The organism is Pseudomonas sp. NPDC090755 (genome assembly GCF_044769005.1).
GTDB lineage: Bacteria > Pseudomonadota > Gammaproteobacteria > Pseudomonadales > Pseudomonadaceae > Aquipseudomonas.
Genome location: NZ_JBIVXC010000013.1, coordinates 65,814 through 86,160, shown reverse-complemented (window position 1 = coordinate 86,160; position 20,347 = coordinate 65,814). Strand labels below are relative to the sequence as shown.

20 protein-coding genes are annotated in these 20,347 nt (G+C 61.1%); 7 read left to right on the top strand and 13 right to left on the bottom strand.

All coding sequences use genetic code 11. From position 1 onward, the window contains the following. Nucleotides 1-24 precede the first annotated feature (24 nt). The 5 genes from ACIQUS_RS18945 to ACIQUS_RS18925 all read right to left on the bottom strand — a co-directional run bounded on the left by ACIQUS_RS18945 (nucleotide 25) and on the right by ACIQUS_RS18925 (nucleotide 6,417). Nucleotides 25-957, bottom strand: a complete 933-nt coding sequence (locus tag ACIQUS_RS18945) for a glutamate/aspartate ABC transporter substrate-binding protein (RefSeq protein WP_403049684.1) — start codon at nucleotides 955-957, stop codon at nucleotides 25-27. Nucleotides 958-1,395: 438 nt separating this feature from the next. Further along, nucleotides 1,396-2,943, bottom strand: coding sequence for a glycerol-3-phosphate dehydrogenase (gene glpD, locus ACIQUS_RS18940; protein WP_403049681.1), 1,548 nt, complete (start codon nucleotides 2,941-2,943; stop codon nucleotides 1,396-1,398). A 174-nt stretch (nucleotides 2,944-3,117) separates the two neighbouring features. Then, nucleotides 3,118-3,873 (bottom strand): DeoR/GlpR family transcriptional regulator, encoded by a 756-nt coding sequence (locus ACIQUS_RS18935; RefSeq protein ID WP_285864855.1) that lies wholly within the window; start codon nucleotides 3,871-3,873, stop codon nucleotides 3,118-3,120. 126 nt (nucleotides 3,874-3,999) lie between these two features. Then, on the bottom strand, nucleotides 4,000-5,499 hold the full coding sequence (glpK, locus tag ACIQUS_RS18930) for a glycerol kinase GlpK (RefSeq protein ID WP_403049677.1): 1,500 nt from the start codon (nucleotides 5,497-5,499) through the stop codon (nucleotides 4,000-4,002). 66 nt (nucleotides 5,500-5,565) lie between these two features. Further along, nucleotides 5,566-6,417 (bottom strand): MIP/aquaporin family protein, encoded by an 852-nt coding sequence (locus tag ACIQUS_RS18925; RefSeq protein ID WP_403049674.1) that lies wholly within the window; start codon nucleotides 6,415-6,417, stop codon nucleotides 5,566-5,568. Between the two features lie 327 nt (nucleotides 6,418-6,744). Here ACIQUS_RS18925 and ybaK point away from each other — a divergent pair, with 327 nt between their 5' ends. Further along, a complete protein-coding gene (ybaK, locus tag ACIQUS_RS18920; RefSeq protein ID WP_403049671.1) occupies nucleotides 6,745-7,215 on the top strand; it encodes a Cys-tRNA(Pro) deacylase in 471 nt (156 codons plus the stop codon). A 158-nt stretch (nucleotides 7,216-7,373) separates the two neighbouring features. On the opposite strand, the gene ACIQUS_RS18915 is transcribed toward ybaK, so the two are convergent. Continuing rightward, the gene (locus tag ACIQUS_RS18915) at nucleotides 7,374-8,483 is read right to left on the bottom strand and encodes an ABC transporter ATP-binding protein (protein ID WP_403049668.1); all 1,110 of its coding nucleotides are present in this window, start codon (nucleotides 8,481-8,483) and stop codon (nucleotides 7,374-7,376) included. After that, nucleotides 8,480-9,400 carry an ornithine carbamoyltransferase gene (gene argF / locus ACIQUS_RS18910; protein WP_403049665.1) on the bottom strand — a complete coding sequence of 307 codons (921 nt, stop codon included), beginning with the start codon at nucleotides 9,398-9,400 and terminating at the stop codon, nucleotides 8,480-8,482. The genes ACIQUS_RS18915 and argF overlap by 4 nt, the downstream gene beginning before the upstream one ends. Before the next feature lie 363 nt (nucleotides 9,401-9,763). Between argF and ACIQUS_RS18905 the strand changes: the two genes are divergently transcribed. Together ACIQUS_RS18905 and grxD are read left to right on the top strand one after the other, a co-directional pair. Further along, the gene (locus ACIQUS_RS18905; protein ID WP_403049662.1) at nucleotides 9,764-11,872 is read left to right on the top strand and encodes a molybdopterin oxidoreductase family protein; all 2,109 of its coding nucleotides are present in this window, start codon (nucleotides 9,764-9,766) and stop codon (nucleotides 11,870-11,872) included. Between the two features lie 92 nt (nucleotides 11,873-11,964). Further along, nucleotides 11,965-12,300 carry a Grx4 family monothiol glutaredoxin gene (grxD, locus tag ACIQUS_RS18900; protein ID WP_403049659.1) on the top strand — a complete coding sequence of 112 codons (336 nt, stop codon included), beginning with the start codon at nucleotides 11,965-11,967 and terminating at the stop codon, nucleotides 12,298-12,300. 206 nt (nucleotides 12,301-12,506) lie between these two features. On the opposite strand, the gene bfr is transcribed toward grxD, so the two are convergent. Both bfr and ACIQUS_RS18890 read right to left on the bottom strand, forming a co-directional pair. Further along, nucleotides 12,507-12,977, bottom strand: a complete 471-nt coding sequence (bfr, locus tag ACIQUS_RS18895) for a bacterioferritin (protein WP_045185735.1) — start codon at nucleotides 12,975-12,977, stop codon at nucleotides 12,507-12,509. Nucleotides 12,978-13,176: 199 nt separating this feature from the next. Next, a complete protein-coding gene (locus ACIQUS_RS18890) occupies nucleotides 13,177-13,395 on the bottom strand; it encodes a bacterioferritin-associated ferredoxin (RefSeq protein ID WP_285864882.1) in 219 nt (72 codons plus the stop codon). Between the two features lie 235 nt (nucleotides 13,396-13,630). Between ACIQUS_RS18890 and ACIQUS_RS18885 the strand changes: the two genes are divergently transcribed. Further along, nucleotides 13,631-14,233 (top strand): peroxiredoxin, encoded by a 603-nt coding sequence (locus ACIQUS_RS18885; RefSeq protein ID WP_285864865.1) that lies wholly within the window; start codon nucleotides 13,631-13,633, stop codon nucleotides 14,231-14,233. Nucleotides 14,234-14,287: 54 nt separating this feature from the next. Here ACIQUS_RS18885 and rnt read toward each other — a convergent pair whose 3' ends face one another. Beyond that, nucleotides 14,288-14,956, bottom strand: a complete 669-nt coding sequence (gene rnt / locus ACIQUS_RS18880) for a ribonuclease T (protein WP_285864866.1) — start codon at nucleotides 14,954-14,956, stop codon at nucleotides 14,288-14,290. Further along, nucleotides 14,953-15,999, bottom strand: coding sequence for a dihydroorotase (gene pyrC, locus ACIQUS_RS18875; protein WP_403049654.1), 1,047 nt, complete (start codon nucleotides 15,997-15,999; stop codon nucleotides 14,953-14,955). The genes rnt and pyrC overlap by 4 nt, the downstream gene beginning before the upstream one ends. 128 nt (nucleotides 16,000-16,127) lie before the next feature. Between pyrC and ACIQUS_RS18870 the strand changes: the two genes are divergently transcribed. Together ACIQUS_RS18870 and ACIQUS_RS18865 are read left to right on the top strand one after the other, a co-directional pair. Next, nucleotides 16,128-17,084, top strand: coding sequence for an OmpA family protein (locus ACIQUS_RS18870; RefSeq protein WP_403049651.1), 957 nt, complete (start codon nucleotides 16,128-16,130; stop codon nucleotides 17,082-17,084). 129 nt (nucleotides 17,085-17,213) lie between these two features. Continuing rightward, nucleotides 17,214-18,431, top strand: a complete 1,218-nt coding sequence (locus tag ACIQUS_RS18865) for an argininosuccinate synthase (RefSeq protein WP_191830869.1) — start codon at nucleotides 17,214-17,216, stop codon at nucleotides 18,429-18,431. 43 nt (nucleotides 18,432-18,474) lie between these two features. Here ACIQUS_RS18865 and ACIQUS_RS18860 read toward each other — a convergent pair whose 3' ends face one another. Next, nucleotides 18,475-18,996 carry a hypothetical protein gene (locus tag ACIQUS_RS18860; protein ID WP_403049846.1) on the bottom strand — a complete coding sequence of 174 codons (522 nt, stop codon included), beginning with the start codon at nucleotides 18,994-18,996 and terminating at the stop codon, nucleotides 18,475-18,477. A 421-nt stretch (nucleotides 18,997-19,417) separates the two neighbouring features. Between ACIQUS_RS18860 and ACIQUS_RS18855 the strand changes: the two genes are divergently transcribed. After that, the gene (locus ACIQUS_RS18855) at nucleotides 19,418-20,044 is read left to right on the top strand and encodes a response regulator (protein ID WP_403049647.1); all 627 of its coding nucleotides are present in this window, start codon (nucleotides 19,418-19,420) and stop codon (nucleotides 20,042-20,044) included. Between the two features lie 98 nt (nucleotides 20,045-20,142). On the opposite strand, the gene ACIQUS_RS18850 is transcribed toward ACIQUS_RS18855, so the two are convergent. Further along, on the bottom strand, nucleotides 20,143-20,322 hold the full coding sequence (locus ACIQUS_RS18850; RefSeq protein WP_403049644.1) for a PA3496 family putative envelope integrity protein: 180 nt from the start codon (nucleotides 20,320-20,322) through the stop codon (nucleotides 20,143-20,145). Nucleotides 20,323-20,347: the final 25 nt, after the last annotated feature.

The window sequence follows — 20,347 nt, the reverse complement described above, 5'->3', positions numbered from 1 at the left end:
GGTTAGACACTAACTAGCTGGGGATCAGGACTTCTTTTCGTCTGCAGCTTTGTCGGTAGGATTGGCGATCAGCGCCTTGAGCTCGTCGCTCATCGGGAAGCCCAGGTTCAGGCCTTTTGGTGGGACTGGCTGCTGGAACCACTTGTCGTAGATCTTGTTGATCTCGCCCGACTTGTAGAGGGCCACGATGGCCTTGTCGACGGCGGCCTTGAACGGTGCGTCGTCCTTGCGGACCATGCAGCCGTAGATTTCATAGGACTGCGGGGTGCCGACGATGGCCCAGCCTTTTGGATTCTTGGCCTTGGCCATTTCACCGGCCAGCAGCGCGTCGTCCATCATGAAGGCAACGGCACGGCCAGACTCGAGCATCTGGAACGATTCGCCATGGTCCTTGGCGGAGATGACGTTCATCTTCATCTGCTTGTCGGCGTTCATGGCCTTGAGGATGCGCTCGGAGGTAGTACCGGCGGTGGTCACCACGTTCTTGCCGGCCAGGTCAGGGAAGTCCTTGTACTTGGCGTTTTCCGGCTTGCCCTCATCGGCCTTGGTCAGCAGGCGGGTGCCCACTTCGAAGATACCGACCGAGAAGGCCACTTGCTGCTGGCGCTCGACGTTGTTGGTGGTCGAGCCGCACTCGACGTCAACGGTGCCGTTCTGAACCAGCGGGATACGGGTCTGGGAGGTGACCAGGTTGTACTTGACGTTCAGGTTTGGCAGCTCGAGGTCTTTTTTCAGCGACTCGACGATTGCCAGCTGGATGTCATGGGAGTAACCGACGGGTTTGCCCGAAGCGTCGGCGATGTAGGAGAACGGAATGGAAGCGTCGCGGTGCCCCAGGGTAATGGTGCCCGAGTCCTTGATTTTCTTCAGGGTGCCGGTGAGCTCCTCGGCGATGGCCGGCGAGCTGATCACAGCAGCGGCGATGGCTGCACCCAACAGATGACGAACGATACGCATCAAAATTTCCTCGACGTTGTTTTTTTTATGGAGCCGTTGGCGGGCTCGTCGTTCAGCGAACACTGCAATGAAGCGTTGCGCATTCGGGTACTGAGTGTAGAGCATGACTCGTGCCAAGCCCTGACTTCGATCACAAGAGCCCGGAAAACCGGGCTGTTAATCTTTTTTGAAGTTTTGGTGGCGGGGTGATTCGTCCGGTGGGCCGAATACGCAGGGTCCTGTCGTTCGGAAAACCGAATAGCTTTTGTGGGGGGCTGTCTTGATCGCCGCGCTTTGTAGCCGCTGCCGCCAGGCTGCGATCGGCCGCGAAGCGGTCGTAGAAATGGACCAGCCCATTGGGTCTGGTCCATCGAGGGGCCCGGGTTTACGGCCGTTTCACGGCCGATCGCAGCCTGGCGGCAGCGGCTACAGAAGCCGTTGCTCGCGCAGGGAGCCGTATCAGGCCGCCTGGACGCGGGCGCGGTTCAGTTCCAGGCGCTGAAGGTAGTCCTTGAGTGCCTGCTGTTCAGCCGCCGTGGTGAACAACCCCAGCTTGCTGCGACGCCAGAGGATGTCGTCGGCGCTGCTGGCCCATTCTTCGCTGCACAGGTAGTCCACCTCGCGGGTGAACAGGCCGCCACCGATCGCCTCGCCCAGGTCTTCAGGGCCCTGCACGCCTTCAAGCAGGCGCCAGACGCGGCTGCCATAGGTGCGTGCCCAGCGCTTGGCAATCTCCGTCGGCAGCCAGCCACAGCGGGCCAGGATCGCATCGACCAGCGCTTGCGGGGTGGTCATGTCTTCGCCACCTGGCAGCGGCGCAGTGGCGGTCCAGCTGCCGCGCATCTGGGTGAAGAACGGCGCCAGCTCGCCCATGGCCGACTCGGCCAGCTTGCGGTAGGTGGTCAGCTTGCCGCCGAACACCGACAGCAAGGGTGCTTCACCGCTGCTGGCCGAGAGCGCCAGGGTATAGTCGCGGGTCACGGCCGAAGGGTTGTCGGATTCGTCGTTGCACAGCGGTCGCACGCCGGCGAAGGTGTGGAGGATGTCGTCGCGGCTGAGCTGGTGATTGAAGTGCTCGTTGACGATCTTGAGCAGGTAGTCGGTCTCGCCTTCGGTGATCGCCACCTTGGCCGGGTCGCCGGTGTATTCACGGTCGGTGGTGCCGATCAGGGTGAAGCGCTCCAGGTACGGAATGGCGAAGACGATCCGCTGGTCTTCGTTCTGCAGGATGTAGGCATGCTCACCTTCATACAGCTTCGGCACGATCAGGTGGCTGCCCTGGATCAGGCGAATGCCGTAGGGGGCCTTGAGCTGCAGGTCGTCCTCGATGAATTTGGCGACCCACGGACCAGCCGCGTTGACCAGGGCCCGGGCCTTGATCGACTGCTGGCTGCCGTCGGCATGCTCCAGTTGGACATTCCACAGGCCATCGACCCGGCTGGCGCTCAGGCAGCGGGTGCGGGTGCGGATATCGGCGCCGTGCTCGCGGGCAGCCATGGCGTTGAGTACTACCAGGCGGGCGTCATCCACGGCGCAGTCGGCGTATTCGAAACCGCGGCTGATCGCCGGCTTGAGCGGGTTGCCCGGGCCAAAGCGCAGGCTGCGCGAAGCACCCAGCTGCTTGCGCTTGCCCAGGTGATCGTAGAGGAACAGGCCGGCGCGGATCATCCAGGCCGGACGCAGGTGCGGGCGGTGTGGCAGTACGAAGCGCATCGGCTTGACGATGTGCGGCGCCTTGGCCAGCAGCACTTCGCGCTCGGCCAGGGCTTCGCGCACCAGGCGGAATTCGTAATGTTCCAGGTAGCGCAGGCCACCGTGGATCAGCTTGCTGCTGGCCGAGGAGGTATGGCTGGCCAGGTCGTCCTTTTCGCAAAGGAACACCGACAGGCCGCGTCCGGCTGCATCGGCGGCGATGCCGACGCCATTGATACCGCCGCCGATCACGGCGAGGTCATAGATATCGGCCGGGGCGGGCGATGACAGGCTGGAGTGCGACACGGAGGGCATCCTCAAAGGCGTTCTAATAGCGAAATTGAACATCAATGTTCATTTTCGAAAATACTAGCGCAAGAGAATGCCTGCTGCCAGTCACTTTCCATAGAAAATACTGATCAGATGACAATTAAATGAAAAATAACGAACATGGCCGCTGCCACCCTTGCAGTGGCAGCGGTGCTGGCTTCAGACCACTTCCAGGCGAATCTTGAACTGGTTGAGCAGCTGGGTGAGGGCGGGTACCGGCGCCTGGTCGGTGACCAGGCAATCGATCAGGCTGATCGAGCCCAGGCGCACCATGGCGTTGCGCCCGAACTTGCTGGAGTCGGCAGCGAGGATCACCTGGCGGGCATTGGCGATGATCGCCTGGGAAACCCGCACCTCCTGATAGTCGAAGTCCAGCAGGCTGCCGTCTTCGTCGATGCCGCTGATGCCGACCAGGGCGAAGTCGACCTTGAACTGGTTGATGAAGTCGACACTGGCCTGGCCGACCACGCCGCCGTCGCGACGCACATTGCCGCCGGCCAGCAGCACTTCGAAGTCATCCTTGGCACTGAGGATCGAGGCCACGTGCAGGTTGTTGGTGATGATCTTCAGGTGGTTGTGGTTGAGCAGGGCGCGGGCGATGGATTCGGTGGTGGTGCCGATGTTGATGAACAGCGAGGCATGGTCGGGGATCTGCGAGGCGATGGCCTCGGCGATACGCTGCTTTTCATCGCGCATCTGATCGGCGCGCATGGCGTAGGCGGTGTTCTCGATGCTGGAGTCGTAGGCTGCGCCGCCATGGTAGCGACGCAGCAGATTCACTTCCGCAAGCTGGTTGATGTCGCGGCGGATGGTCTGCGGTGTAACGACGAACAACTGCGCCATTTCTTCGATACTGACGTAGCCACGTTCACGGACCAGTTCGAGGATTTGTTGTTGGCGAGGGGGCAGATTCATGGGCGGTCCTTCTGGGCTGCCGGGCAAATTGCGCCATGAAAGCAGCTCAAGCTACAAGCTGCAAGCCACAAGATGATTTGCGCCCTACACGCTTGCAGCCTGTGGCTTACAGCTTGCTTCTACTGCTTACTCCTCGTGCGGTTCCCAATCACGGGTGCGGTCCACCGCTTTCAGCCAGCCGGCATACAGCTTCTCTTTCTCCGCGTCATCCAGTTGCGGGCTGAACTCGCGTTCGATCACTGCCTTGCCACGCAGCTCGTCCAGGCCACTCCAGAAACCGCAGGCAAGGCCCGCCAGGTAAGCGGCGCCCAGGGCAGTCGTCTCGCGCATTTGCGGGCGCTCGACACAGGTGCCGAGGATGTCGGCCTGGAACTGCATGAGGAAGTTGTTGGCTACCGCACCGCCGTCCACGCGCAGTTCGCTCAGGCGCTGGCCACAGTCCTGCTGCATGGCGTCGAGTACGTCGCGGGTCTGGTAGGCGATCGACTCCAGGGCGGCGCGAATGATGTGATCGACTTTCACCCCGCGGGTCAGGCCGAACAGTGCGCCACGGGCGTAAGGGTCCCAATAGGGTGCACCCAGGCCGGTGAAGGCCGGCACCAGGTAGACACCATTGCTGTCCTTGACCTTGCTGGCGAAGTACTCGGTGTCGTGGGCGTCGTTGACGATCTTCAGTTCGTCGCGCAGCCACTGCACGGTGGAGCCACCGTTGAACACCGCGCCTTCCAGGGCGTAGGCCACTTCGCCACGGGGGCCGCAGGCAATGGTGGTGAGCAAGCCGTGGGACGATTTCACCGCCTTGTCGCCGGTGTTCATCAGCAGGAAGCAGCCGGTGCCGTAGGTGTTCTTGGCCTGGCCGGGCTCGACGCACATCTGGCCGAACAGCGCGGCCTGCTGGTCGCCGGCGATACCGGCGATGGCGATGCCGCTCTTGCTGTGGCCATAGACTTCCGAGGAGCTGCGCACCTGGGGCAGCATCGCCCGGGGGATGTCCAGCACCTGGAGCATCTTCTCGTCCCACTGCAGGGTGTGGATGTTGAAGAGCATGGTGCGCGAGGCGTTGGTGTAGTCGGTGACGTGCACCTTGCCGCCGGAGAATTTCCAGATCAGCCAGCTGTCGACGGTGCCGAACAGCAACTCGCCGCGCTCGGCGCGCTCGCGGGCACCTTCGACGTTGTCCAGGATCCACTTGAGCTTGGTGCCGGAGAAGTACGGGTCGGTGACCAGGCCCGTGGTCTCGCGGATGTAGTCCTGCAAACCGTCACGCTTGAGCTGTTCGCAGATCTCGGTGCTGCGCCGGCACTGCCAGACGATGGCGTTGTACACCGGGCGGCCGGTTTCCTTGTCCCAGACCACGGTGGTTTCGCGCTGGTTGGTGATACCGATGGCCGCGACCTGGTCGTGGCTGATGCCGGCCTGGGCCAGGGCCTCGACCATGGTCGCGCTCTGGGTGGCGAAGATTTCCATCGGGTCGTGTTCGACCCAACCCGCTTGTGGGTAGTGCTGTGCGAACTCACGCTGCGAGGTGCCAACCACGTTGGCATCGCGGTCGAAAATGATGGCCCGCGAACTGGTCGTGCCCTGGTCCAGGGCAATGATGTAGTTCTTGTGCTGGGTGTCTGTCATGTCGTTGGCCTTGCACTCAATAGGGTGGTTGTCAGGGCAGGGCGAGCCTGGCTCGCCGACCAGGCATCAGGAAGCCTGGGTCTTGCCCTGAGGATTGGCGTCGGTCTGGGCGGTCTCGCTCTGGGCAACCGGCAGGTTGCGGGCGATCACGCCGCGATACAGGGCGGCACCAAGGCTCGCTCCTATGATCGGCGCAAAAATCGGAATCAGGAAATAGGGAACATCACGACCGCCAGTAAAGGCGACTTCGCCCCATCCGGCGAGGAATGTCATCAACTTGGGCCCGAAGTCGCGGGCCGGGTTCATGGCAAAGCCGGTCAGCGGGCCCATGGCACTACCGATCACGGCGATCAACAGGCCGATAAGCAGGGGCGCCATGGCGCCCCGGGGCAGGCCGTTGTTGTCGTCGGTCAGGGCCATGATCACCGCCATCAGTACGGCAGTAATGATCACTTCGACCAGAAAGGCCTGGCCGGTGGACAGGGCAGGGTGCGGGTAGGTGGAGAACACCGAGGCCAGTTCCAGGCTGGCCTGGCTGCCACGAATCATGCCGTGGGCCTGTTCGTAATCGAAGAACAGGTTGCTGTACAGCGTGTAGACCAGGGCCGCCGCGCAGAAGGCGCCAGCGACCTGGGCAACGATGTAGAACGGCAGCTTGTGCTTTTCGAATCCGGCGAACAGGCACAGGGCGATGCTCACGGCCGGGTTCAGGTGCGCGCCGGACACCCCGGCGGTGAGGTAGATCGCCATGCTCACGCCGACGCCCCAGATGATGCTGATTTCCCACAGGCCGAAGCTGGCGCCCGCGACCTTGAGCGCCGCCACACAACCGGTGCCGAAGAAGATCAGCAGCGCGGTGCCGAGAAACTCGGCCATGCATTGGCTTGAAAGTGTTGGTTGTCGTAGAGCCGTCGTCATTCGTTACCTCGGTTCTTGTTGTTGTGAGGCGCAGTGAGCGCTCGACAAACGCCCGACGGAAATCCCCATTTCGGTCGGGCAGGCTGCAGGAAATGCACCGTTACGGGGCATGATGATATTCAGAATCGAAAAAATATAGACAAGAAACGCTTATGTCAAAGGTCGAAAGTGAACCATCATTCACAAACTGACTGTTGGTAATCCTGTCGATACTGAAATTTCCCACATCGAAGTGACGGGCTCGTCTGTGACGGCTGTGGCTGGCGCAGGGGTTTTGTCCTAAAGTACCGGGCGAAAATGGCATTCATCTTCTGTCTGGAGTTCTGCATGACCCCCGCACTGGATCTGCTGAAAAAGGTTCGCGCCGAACATCGTGTCCACAGTTACGAACATGACCCCAAGACGGCTTCCTATGGGCTGGAAGCTGCCGAAAAACTGGGGTTGGAACCGGTGCGGGTATTCAAGACCTTGCTCGCCAGCACTGAAAAGGGCGAACTGCTGGTGGCGGTGGTGCCGGTGGTCGGTAGCCTGGACCTGAAGGGGCTTGCCCATGCCGCCGGGGTGAAGAAGTGCGAAATGGCCGATCCTGCGGCGGCCCAGCGTTCGACGGGCTACCTGCTGGGTGGAATCAGCCCACTGGGGCAGAAGAAGCGTCTGCGCACGTTTATCGATCAGTCTGCCCAGTCATTTGAAACCATTCACGTCAGCGCTGGACGGCGTGGGCTGGAAGTGGAGTTGTCGGCGGCGGTGCTGGCTGAGCACACCCAGGCGAAATTTGCCGAGATTGCTCGCGATTGATTAAACACTGCCTGTAGCCGCTGCCGAGGAACGAGGCTGCGATCGACTGCAGAGCAGTCGCATGCCAGACACCTCGGTGGAGGGTTTTGTGCGACCGCTTCGCGGTCGATCACAGCCTCGTTCCTCGGCAGCGGCTACAGGATTCGTAAAACTGCCGGTCACACCGCCGAACTGTAGCGCCGAACCCCGTTCTCCGGCACTGGCAACTGCGCGGCCACACTACCCGGCACGGCAAACAGCACCAGGTGATCGGCCGCCACTTCGATCCCCACCTCGGCCCCGACCTGATGGTCGATATGGCTGGGGAAGATCGCTTCGAGCTGGCTGCCGGTCGGCAGTTGCAGGCGATACAGGGTCGAGGCGCCGAGGAAGCTCTTGCCGACGATCTGTACCTTCAGTGCGCTGTGCGGCGCATGGATGATGTCGTCCGGACGCAGCAGGACGTCGACCGCACAGCCCGGGGTGAAGGTGTAGGCGCGATTGCCGCGCAGCTCACCCAGTTCGGTACGCACGGATTCCGGACTGGTCAGCTGGCCACGAATGAAATAACCCTGGCCGATGAAGCTGGCCACGAAGGGGGTCAGGGGTTCGTGGTAGAGGTTGTAGGGGGTGTCCCACTGCTCCAGTCGACCTTCCTTGAAGACGCCGACATGGTCGCTGACCGCGAACGCTTCTTCCTGGTCGTGGGTGACCAGGATGGCGCTGGTGCCGCGGCTTTTGAGAATGTCGCGAACCTCATGGCTGAGGCGGCGGCGCAGTTCCACGTCGAGGTTGGAGAAGGGTTCGTCGAGCAGCAGCAATTGCGGCTCGGGAGCCAGCGCACGGGCCAGCGCCACGCGTTGCTGCTGACCGCCGGAAAGCTCGTGCGGGTAGCGTTTGCCGAGTCCGTCGAGCTTCACCAGCTCCAGCATGTCCTTGACCACCTGCTGCACGTTCGGGTGCTTGCCGATACCGAAGGCGATGTTCTCGGCCACTGTCAGGTGCGGGAACAGCGCGTAGTCCTGGAACACCATGCCGATCCGGCGTTTCTCCGGGGCCAGGGTGAAGCCGGCCTTGGAGATGACTTCACCGGCCAGCTGGATCTCACCCTCATGCACCGGCTCGAAGCCGGCGATGGCTCGCAGGGTCGTGGTCTTGCCACAGCCCGAGGAGCCGAGCAGGCAACCGATGTCGCCGGCGTTGAGGTGCAGGTTGAGGTTCTGGACGATGCGCTGCTCGCCATAGCCGCAGGCGAGGTTGCGCAGGTTAAGCAGTAAAGGTTGACTCATGCGTGGTGATAGGCCGGTTCAACAAGAAATTCGAGAAGCGCCTTCTGTGCATGCAAGCGGTTTTCGGCTTGGTCCCAGGCGACCGAACGTGGGTCGTCGAGCAGGTCCAGGCTGATTTCCTCGCCACGGTGGGCGGGCAGGCAGTGCATGAACAGGGCATCGGGTGCTGCCAGGTCGAGCAGTTCGCGGGTTACCTGGTAAGGCGCGAACAAGGCCAGGCGCCGTGCAGTTTCCTCTTCCTGACCCATGGAAGTCCAGACATCGGTGCTCACCAGGTGTGCACCCTGCACGGCATCCTTGGGTTCGCGGAAGATCTGCACACGGTCGCCGGCCTTGGCCAGGAACTCGGCATTGGGCTCGTATTCGGCCGGGCAGGCGATGCGCAGCTGGAAGTCGAACTGGATGGCCGCCTCGATGTAGCTGTTGCACATGTTGTTGCCGTCGCCGATCCAGGCAACGGTCTTGCCCTGGATGGCGCCGCGGTGTTCGAGGAAGGTCTGCATGTCGGCCAGCAGCTGGCAAGGGTGCAGGTCGTCGGACAGGCCATTGATCACCGGTACCCGGGAGTTGGCGGCGAACTCGGTCAGGGTGCTGTGGGCGAAGGTACGGATCATCACCGCATCGAGCATGCGCGACATGACGATGGCGCAGTCGCCGATCGGCTCGCCACGGCCCAGCTGGGTGTCGCGCGGGGACAGGAAGATGGCCTGGCCGCCGAGCTGGATCATGCCGGCTTCGAACGACAGCCGGGTACGGGTCGAGGACTTCTCGAAGATCATCCCCAGCACGCGGTTCTTCAGGGGTTCGAACAGTACGCCGCGGTTACGCAGGTCCTTCAGCTCGATGCCTCGACGGATCACACTCAGCAGTTCGTCGGGTGTGAAGTCCATCAGGGAGAGAAAGTGCCTAGCGCTCATGTTTGACTACCTTATTTGCAACAGACCGCAGGTCAACAGTGCCGGTTTTTCGAAACAACGGAGGTGACCTGCGGCGAAAGCCGCACGGGGCGACGAAATAGGGGAAGACGCAATACTATAATTAAATGTCGCGTCATACCAAGTGGGGCGTGCATGGCCTGTTTGCAGGCAATGTCGCAACCCATTGGGCGGATGCTTTTTTTATGGCTGCACAAGGGTTTTACACTGCCCGCTGGCGGCTTGGCAAACCCTGGCGCATCGCCGTGCCTGATGCTGCAAGATTCACGGGGCGAAACTCGCTGGTGGCACTGCAGGTCCGGGCTCATAGTCAGGTGCATCACCAGACACCCGAAAGAGGTGGCCATGAACAAGACGTTGCATCACCGTGCCTGTCACCTGTGCGAGGCCATCTGTGGCCTGACCATCGAAGTCACCGAAGCGTCCGGCGCCGCGCCGCGCATCAGCTCGATCAAGGGCGACGCCCAGGACAGTTTCAGCCGTGGTCATATCTGCCCAAAAGCGGTGGCCCTGCAGGACATCCAGAATGACCCTGACCGCCTGCGCGTCCCGCATCAGCGAGTGGGTGACAGCTGGGAACCGATTGGCTGGGACGAAGCCTTCGCGTTCGCCGCGCAGAAGCTCTGGGCCATCCAGCAAGCCCATGGCCAGAACGCCGTGGCGGTCTATCAGGGCAACCCCAGCGTGCACAACTACGGGCTGATGACCCACAGCAATTACTTCCTCGGCTTGCTCAAGACCCGCAACCGTTTCTCCGCCACCTCGGTCGACCAGTTGCCGCAGCACCTGACCAGCTACCTGATGTACGGCCATGGCTTGTTGTTGCCGATCCCGGACATCGACCACACCGGTTTCATGCTGATCCTGGGCGCCAACCCGCTGGCCTCCAACGGCAGCATCATGACCGTGCCGGATGTGGAGAAGCGCCTCAAGGCGATCCAGGCCCGAGGCGGCAAGCTGGTGGTGGTCGATCCACGGCGCAGCGAAACCGCAGCCATGGCCGACCAGCATGTGTTCGTTCGCCCCGGTGGCGATGCGGCGCTGCTTTGTGGCTTGCTCAATACCCTGTTCGGCGAGGGGCTGGAGCGGCCGTCGAGCTTGCCGGTCGATGGTCTGGACGAAGTGCGTCGGGCCATTGCCCCGTTCAGCGCCGAGGCGATGGCGCCGCTCTGTGGCGTCGACGCCGGGGTCATCCGCCAGTTGGCGCGCGACTTCGCCGCTGCCGACAAAGCGGTGTGCTACGGCCGCATGGGCGTTTCGACCCAGGCGTTCGGCACCCTGTGCCATTGGCTGGTGCAGTTGATCAACCTGGTCAGCGGCAACCTGGATCGGGAAGGTGGCGCCTTGTGTACCCAGCCGGCGGTGGACCTGGTCGCCAGCACCTCGGGTGGGCATTTCAATGCATGGCAAAGCCGGGTGTCCGGTTTGCCAGAGTACGGTGGCGAGCTGCCGGTGGTGGCGCTGGCCGAGGAAATGCTCAGCGAAGGGGAAGGGCAGGTGCGCGCACTGGTGACGGTGGCGGGCAACCCGGTGCTGTCCACGCCCAACGGCAGGCAACTGGAGCGTGCGCTGGACGGCCTGGAGTTCATGCTCAGCATCGACCTATATATCAACGAGACCACCCGCTATGCCGACCTGATCCTGCCGTCCACCTCGGCGCTGGAGAACGATCACTACGACACGACCTTCAACCTTTTGGCCGTACGCAACGTCAGCCGCTTCAACCGGGCGATCCTGCCCAAGCCGCCAGGGGCGCTGCATGACTGGGAGATTTTCGTTGGTCTGGCCAGGGCCTTTGCCGCGCTTGCCGACAAGCCGTTGAAACCGACCTTGCCGCCGGCGCAGATGATCGATATCGGCTTGCGACAAGGGCGCTACGGCGAAGGCTCGCCGTTCAATCTGTCGATCGCGACGCTGGACCAGTACCCCCACGGCATCGACCTGGGGGCGTTGCAACCGAACCTTGCCGGGCGGCTGAAGACCGCCAATCAACGCATCCAGGCCGCGCCAGCGGAAATCCTCATCGACCTGCAGCGATTTGCCGGGCAGCAACCGACCGGGCCGGATCAATTGTTGCTGATCGGACGCCGGCATGTGCGCAGCAACAACTCCTGGATGCACAACTACCATCGGCTGGTGAAGGGCAAGCCGCGCCATCAATTGCTCATGCACCCGGACGATCTGGCAGAACGCCACTTGAGCGACGGGCAACGGGTGCGGGTCAGCTCCCGGGTAGGCAGCATCGAGGTCGAGGTGCAGGCGTGCAGCGACATGATGCCGGGGGTGGTCAGCCTGCCCCATGGCTTTGGCCATGCCCGCGCCGGGGTGCAGATGGAGATCGCCCGCAGCCAGCCCGGCGCCAGTGCCAATGACCTCACCGATGAGCGCTGGCGCGATGCGGTTTCAGGCAATGCAGCATTGAACGGTGTGCCGGTGCAGGTGGTTGCGGCCTGATATCGGCAAGGCCGAGCGTCGCGCTCGGCTTTCCGATACAATGCGTCACCGTGCCGACAAACAGGTCGGAAAGTTCAGCCGCGAGGTGCTTCATGGATATCATTGAAACAATCAAAGAGCAGATTGCCAACAACACCATTCTGCTTTACATGAAAGGCTCGCCGAATGCACCGCAGTGCGGTTTTTCGGCCAAGGCGGCGCAAGCCGTTATGGGTTGTGGTGAGAAGTTCGCTTATGTGGATATCCTGCAGAACCCGGAAATCCGCGCCAACCTGCCAAAGTACGCCAACTGGCCGACTTTCCCGCAACTGTGGGTGGCGGGTGAGCTGGTTGGCGGTTCCGACATCATGGCTGAGATGTTCGCCAACGGCGAACTGCAGACCCTGATCAAGGAAGCTGCGGCCAAGGCCAAGGCAGCCGAGGCCTGATACCAGGCCCGCTGATGAAAAGCCCCGCATTGCGGGGCTTTTTTATGCCTGTAGGAGCGGGCTTGCCCCGCGATACGATGTGACTGATTCACCGCAATCGCGGGGCAAGCCCGCTCCCACCGATCGCAGCCGCGTGCCGCGGTGGGGTACCAGACACAAAAAAGCCCGCATCGCTGCGGGCTTTTTGCTGCTCGAAACAGGCGGGATCACTCGCCCATCTGCGACTGCAGGTAGTTTTCCAGGCCGACCTTGTCGATCAGGCTCAGCTGGGTTTCCAGCCAGTCGATGTGTTCTTCCTCGGACTCGAGGATGTCTTCAAGCATTTCACGGCTGCCGAAGTCGCCAACGGTTTCACAGTGGGCGATGGCGGCCTTGAGGTCGACCAGGCCTTTTTGCTCGATCTTGAGGTCGCACTCGAGCATTTCCTTGGTGTGTTCACCAATCAGCAACTTGCCCAGGTCCTGGACGTTAGGGATGCCTTCGAGGAACAGAATACGCTTGATCAATTTGTCAGCGTGCTTCATTTCATCGATGGATTCCTTGTACTCGTGCTTGCCGAGCTTATCCAGACCCCAGTCTTCGTACATGCGCGCATGCAGGAAGTATTGGTTGATTGCGACCAGCTCGTTTCCGAGGATCTTGTTGAGATGCTGGATGACGCTAACGTCGCCTTTCATGATGGGGTCCTGCCCTGTAAGTGTGCCTATAGGGACAAGTTTGAGCTTGCTAACTTCGACTGTCAAACCTAAGTTATTGAATATTAAGTAAAAATTAATCGGAATAAGAATGTTTGTGTTCCGCGTTTTAACCCTAACTTATTGAATTACAGGCATAAAAAAACCGGACACGAGGTCCGGTTCTTCGAATGGGCTGTTTTTACGCTGCGGTAAATTCCACAGGGTAGGGCAGGATGGCCTGGCTGACCTGCAGTTCGGTCAGGGTTTCGCGCACCACCTGTTTGGCCAGGCAGGCACACTTGCCACACTGGCTCGCCACGTTGGTAGCGGCTCTGACTTCCTTGTAGCTGCAGCATCCTTCATAGATCGCATCGCGGATCTGTCCGTCGGTTACACCAACACAAAGACACACATACATAGGGCAGACCATCGCTGGTAAAGGCTCAATGCGAAGAAGCTTAATGTTAATGAGAATGCTTGTCAAAGCACATCAACCTGACACCCTGGCCAGGGCGACCGGCGGTCGTTTCGAGGATCGGGGCTGCTGAAATTCGGCGAGCGGCGTCTGGCGGTGTATCATGGCCGGCCTTTTGTCTGCCAGGCCGGCCCATGCCTGCCTGTGCAGTCTCACTCAATCCATCAGGAGATAGCGAATGAGCGTACTCGTTGGCAAACAAGCCCCGGACTTCACCGTTCCAGCCGTGCTGGGCAATGGCGAAATCGTAGACAGCTTCAACCTGGCTTCGGCCATCAAGGGCAAGTACGGCCTGGTGTTCTTCTACCCGCTGGACTTCACCTTCGTCTGCCCGTCCGAGCTGATCGCCCTGGACCACCGCATGTCCGAGTTCCGCGACCGCAACGTTGAAGTGATCGCTGTTTCGATCGACTCGCACTTCACCCACAACGCCTGGCGCAACACCCCGATCAATGCCGGTGGCATTGGTCACGTCTCGTACATCATGGCTGCCGACATGAAGCACGATATCGCCAAGGCCTACGACGTCGAGTCCGAAGGCGGCGTTGCTTTCCGTGGCGCGTTCCTGATCGACGACAAGGGCGTTGTCCGCTCGCAGATCGTCAACGACCTGCCACTGGGCCGCAACATGGACGAGCTGCTGCGTCTGGTCGATGCCCTGCAATTCCATGAAGAGCACGGCGAAGTCTGCCCTGCCAACTGGAAAAAAGGCGACAAGGGCATGACCGCTTCGCCAGAAGGCGTTGCTGCCTACCTGAGCGAGAACGCTGGCAAGTTGTAAGCGCCACGCATAAAAAAACCGGCCCTGGTGGCCGGTTTTTTTATGCCTGCGACTTCAGTCGTTGAAGTCGTGCCAGCCGCCCATTTCCTTCCAGCGGTTGACGATGCCGCAGAACAGCTCGGCGGTCTTCTCGGTGTCGTAGCGTGCCGAGTGGGCCTCGCGACCGTCGAAGTCGATGTCGGCGCTCTGGCAGGCGCGAGCCAGCACGGTCTGGCCGTAGGCAAGTCCGGCCAGGGTCGCGGTGTCGAAGCTGGAGAACGGATGAAACGGGTTGCGTTTCATGTCATTGCGCGCCACGGCCGCATTGAGGAAACCCAGGTCGAAGCTGCTGTTGTGGCCGACCAGGATGGCCCGCTTGCAGCCATTGGCCTTGAGCGACTTGCGCACGCCACGGAAGATGTCGGTCAGCGCCGACTCTTCGCTGACGGCCATGCGCAGCGGGTGATCCAGCTTGATCCCGGTGAATTCCAGGGCCGCCTGCTCGATGTTGGCCCCTTCGAACGGCTCGACGCGGAAGAAATAGGTATGTTCCGGGAACAGGAAGCCTTTTTCGTCCATGCCGATAGTGACGGCGGCGATCTCCAGCAAGGCATCGGTGGCGCTGTTGAAGCCACCGGTTTCCACATCCACTACAACCGGCAGGTAGCCGCGAAAACGTTCAGCCATCGGGTGGCGTGGGCCACCGCTTGGACCGTCCTGGTCGTCGTACAGGTCTTCACTCACGCGTTTTCCTCCAGCAGGCGCCAGCGCAGTTGTTCACCGGCGCGCAGCGGGACGACGGTTTGCTCGCCGAACGGCAGGCTGCTTGGGGCGGTCCAGCTTTCACGCACCAGGGTGATGGTGTCGGTGTTGCGCGGCAGGCCGTAGAAGTCCGGGCCGTGCTTGCTGGCAAAGCCTTCGAGCTTGTCCAGGGCGTTGCGTTGCTCGAACGCTTCGGCATACAGCTCGATGGCGGCATAGGCGGTGTAGCAGCCGGCGCAGCCACAGGCCGCTTCCTTGGCGTGACGGGCGTGAGGCGCCGAGTCGGTGCCCAGGAAGAACTTGCTGCTGCCGCTGGTGGCGGCGTCCAGCAAGGCCACCTGGTGGGTGTTGCGCTTGAGGATCGGCAGGCAATAGTAGTGCGGACGGATACCGCCAACCAGCATGTGGTTGCGGTTGTACAGCAGGTGCTGAGCGGTAATGGTCGCGCCGACGTTGGCCGGGGCCTCGTTGACGAACTGCACGGCATCGCTGGTGGTGATGTGTTCGAAGACTACCTTCAGGGTCGGGAAACGCTCGACCACACGGCGCAGGTGCTCGTCGATGAACAGCTTCTCGCGGTCGAACACGTCGATCTCGCTGCGGGTCACTTCACCGTGTACCAAAAGCGGCATGCCGACTTCGGCCATGGCTTCGAGCACCGGGAAGATATTGTCGATGCTGGTGACGCCGGAATCGGAGTTGGTGGTCGCGCCGGCCGGGTAGAGCTTGGCGGCATGCACGAAACCGGTGGCCTTGGCCGCGCGGATTTCCTCGGGCTGGGTGCGGTCGGTGAGGTACAGCACCATCAGCGGTTCAAAGCGGCTACCGGCCGGGCGTGCGGCCAGGATGCGCTCGCGATAGGCGCCGGCCTCGGCCGCGTCGCGCACCGGAGGTACCAGGTTGGGCATGATGATTGCGCGGGCAAAGGTGCGCGCAACGTCGCCGACGGTATGGGGCAGTACGGCACCATCACGAAGATGGATGTGCCAGTCATCGGGACGCAGGAGGGTCAGGCGGTCGGACATTGGGGATTCCAGGCGGGTCGAACTCAATATGAATGCTACCGGAAAAGCCGGTTCCGAGCACTCGCTATCAAGTTTTGCCCCGACCGACCGATAGCCTGCGGGTATACCGAAAATCTGTGGAGCCGCCCGTGCGCCAGCGTTATCTAGCCCTGCTCAGTGTGTTTGCCAGCCTGCCCGCCATGGCGCTCACGTTCCAGACACGTCTGGAGAATATCGAGTGGAAGGTCGAGGGCGATCAGTTCGAGTGCCGCCTGGTCCAGCCGGTCACTGACTTCGGCAGCGGCGTGTTCGTGCGCCGCGCGGGCGAGCAGGCCACGTTCCAGTTGCGTTCGAGCGTCAATGTGCTGGGCACGGGCTCCGCGTCCTTGCTGGCGGCGGCTGCACCCTGGCAGCCCGGTCGTGGCGACATCAACCTGGGGTCGGTGCGCATGGCGCGCAGCGGCGTACTTTTTACCAGCACCCAGGGCCAGGCCAGCCGCCTGATCAACGGCCTGCTCGACGGCCGCAGCACGGTCGTGCGCAACTATGCCGGTGAGGCGGGGCGGGCCATGGAAGTGCGCCTGCTGCCGGTCAAGTTCAGCCAGGCCTATGGTGAGTACCAGCTTTGTGCGGCCAAGCTGCTGCCGATGAACTTCGACCAGATTCGCCAGGCGCGGGTCGGTTTCCCCGGGGGCGGTATCGACCTGGATGCCGACGCCAGGGCGCGCCTGGACGTGATCCTGGACTTCATCAAGGCCGACCCCACGGTCAACCACATCGACATCGACGGTCACTCCGACAACAGCGGCAACCGCCTGACCAACCGAGACCTGTCCAGGCGCCGGGCCCTGGCGGTCATGGACTACTTCAAGGCTCACGGTATTGCTCAAGACCAGATCACCGTGCGCTTTCACGGCGAGCGCTATCCGCTGGCGGCCAACAACTCGGCGGCCAACCGCGCCCGCAATCGCCGGGTCAATATCCAGCTGGACCGTGTGACACCCGTGGAGAAGCCGGTAGAGCAAGCCGCCGATTCGGCACCGGCGGCCCCTGCCGCCGCGCCCGCTGCGCAAACCGAAGCCGGCAAGGCGGCGGTCAAGTCCTGAGCTGCGACCGTCCGTCGCGCTCTCGACAGTTCCTGTCGCTTTGTCGTCACAAGCTGTCGCCCCACTGTAATTTTTGCCGCAAGGTCGGTAGAATCTACGGCTTTCCGTACAACCCCGTGGAGTGATGGCATGGCGGACGTAAAAAAGGTCGTACTGGCGTATTCCGGCGGCCTTGATACTTCGGTGATTCTCAAGTGGCTGCAGGATACCTACAACTGTGAAGTGGTGACGTTCACCGCCGATCTGGGTCAGGGCGAGGAGGTCGAGCCGGCCCGCGCCAAGGCACAGGCCATGGGCGTGAAGGAAATCTACATCGATGACCTGCGCGAAGAATTCGTCCGAGACTTCGTGTTCCCGATGTTCCGCGCCAACACCGTCTACGAAGGCGAGTACCTGCTGGGTACTTCCATCGCCCGTCCGCTGATCGCCAAACGCCTGATCGAAATCGCCAACGAAACCGGCGCCGACGCCATTTCCCATGGCGCTACCGGCAAGGGTAACGACCAGGTGCGTTTCGAGCTGGGTGCCTATGCACTCAAGCCAGGGGTCAAGGTCATCGCGCCATGGCGTGAGTGGGACCTGCTGTCCCGCGAGAAGCTCATGGACTATGCCGAGAAGCACGGTATCCCGATCGAGCGTCATGGCAAGAAGAAATCGCCTTATTCGATGGACGCCAACCTGCTGCACATCTCCTACGAGGGTGGCGTGCTGGAGGATACCTGGACCGAACACGAAGAAGACATGTGGAAGTGGACCAAGTCGCCAGAAGCTGCGCCGGACGTTCCTACCTACCTGGAACTGACCTACCGCAACGGTGATATCGTCGCCCTGGACGGCGTGGAAATGTCGCCTGCCACCGTACTGGCCACCCTCAACCGCATCGGCGGCGAGAACGGCATCGGTCGCCTGGACATCGTCGAGAACCGTTACGTCGGCATGAAGTCCCGTGGCTGCTACGAGACTCCGGGCGGCACCATCATGCTGCGCGCCCACCGCGCCATCGAGTCGATCACCCTGGACCGCGAAGTCGCTCACCTGAAGGATGAGCTGATGGCCAAGTACGCCAGCCTGATCTACACCGGCTACTGGTGGAGTCCGGAGCGTCTGATGCTGCAACAGATGATCGACGCCTCGCAGGTCAACGTGAACGGTGTGGTTCGCCTGAAACTGTACAAGGGCAACGTGATCGTCACCGGTCGCAAGTCCGATGACTCGCTGTTCGATGCCAATATCGCAACCTTCGAAGAAGACGGCGGCGCCTACAACCAGGCCGACGCGGCGGGCTTCATCAAGCTCAATGCCCTGCGCATGCGTATTGCTGCCAACAAGGGCCGTTCGCTGATCTGAGCGACGCGCTGAACGAAAAACCCCGGCCTGGTCCGGGGTTTTTTTATTTCGCGAGCGGTCGGGTGACCAGTGTGGTCCGGGTGCCTGCGTCCAGATTGCAAAGTACCCAAATGGTGTAGGGCGGTTGTGTCTGATTCAACGCCTGGGTGGCAAATCGTTCGATGAGCCGGGGTGTTTGGGCGCCACGCATGCAGATGGTGATGGTCGTCCGTTCATGGTGCAGGTGCGTGGCAGGATCGCAGGCCGGTTGCATGTCCTGAAACATGCCGGGTTCGACGGTTTCACGGTCTGCCTCATCCATAACTCCTGGGTGACGGGGTGAAGTGCCGGTGCCGTGTATTGCACTGAGATCGACCTCCTGCGGTGAGAACAGGGACATGTAGTTGAAGTTCAGGGTAAGAAAGAACAGTACCGTCAGAAAGAACGGAAAACCGACGAGGAACCAAGTATAGATTTCTTGGCTACGCTCGCTCAGGAATGGCAAAGATGCCAGGGCTGAGGCTTCGATAATGCCGGCAAATGTTGCGATGAGCGTCAGCGGGCTTTTCAGGCCTGTGCTATTCATGCCTTCCACCTCGCATCGGTCGCTCAAGTTGACCTTCATTTACGCTCGATAAAAGCACCGCTGGCACGGGGTGGTGTTTCTTGATCAGAAAGTTATTGCTACGTAATTTCGAAAAGTCAGTTGTTTTTTAATTTCGAGTACTTATCAACCAAGAGTCTAGGACTTTTCCTGCGTCGCCTAGGGCCTTGTTAACTAGGTCGTCCAGACGATGCGATGCTACCTTAGCATCAGAGTGATGGCTGTTGTTGTGGCCGCACAGGCATGGGATAACCTGCAAATACGTTATTTGTAGGAATAGTCCTTTAGGTGTGTAGGTTCTGTCTTTATACATATTTGTTCGTCAATGGCGTAATACATTATGTTGTGTGACTAGGCTATTGTGCGGGCTTTAAATTCGAACAGCGAACTATTGGATTTGCCCATGAATAAAGTGCTGATCGTGGATGATCATCCGGTCATTCGCCTGGCTGTACGCATGCTGATGGAGCGGCATGGATATGAAGTCATCGCGGAAACGGACAACGGTGTGGATGCGTTGCAGTTGGCACGGGAACACAGTCCGGACATTGTCATCCTGGATATCGGCATCCCCAAACTCGATGGTCTCGAGGTCATCGCGCGGCTCACCACAAGCTGCCAGGGTACCAAGGTGCTGGTCCTGACTTCCCAGGCGCCCGGGCACTTCTCGATGCGTTGCATGCAGGCAGGGGCGGCGGGTTATGTGTGCAAGCAGCAGGATCTCACCGAACTGCTCAGTGCCATCAAGGCGGTGCTCTCCGGCTACAGCTACTTTCCCAACCAGGCGTTGCATTCGGTTCGTTCCAACCTGGGGGGTGCCAGCGAGGCGGATATGGTCGAGCGTTTGTCCGGGCGTGAAATGATGGTGTTGCAGCAACTGGCGCGCGGCAAGACCAACAAGGAAATCGCCGATGGCATGTTCCTGAGCAACAAGACCGTCAGCACCTACAAGACACGCCTGCTCCTCAAGCTCAACGCCCGGTCGCTGGTCGACCTGATCGAACTGGCCCAACGCAACGGCCTGGTCTGATATGCGCAAAAACAGCAAAGCCTCCGTACAGGAGGCTTTTGCGTCAGGGGTGAAGCTGGGGCTTGGGCTTGTTGCCCGATCAGGCTCGATTCGGGGCGTTACAGGTCGTAGTCAAAATCGGCCAACTCTTTCTGCAGGCGACGCTCTTCCAGCATGTTGTCGATGGTGCGGCGTTTGCTCAGGTTGGTCTTTGCCGTTTCAGGAGGCGCTGGCTCGTCTGCCTCGCCAGCTTCGAATTCGTCATCCACTACTTCCAGGTCTTCTTTATCGGTGCTCATAAGTCACTCCAAGCCAAGAGGGCCA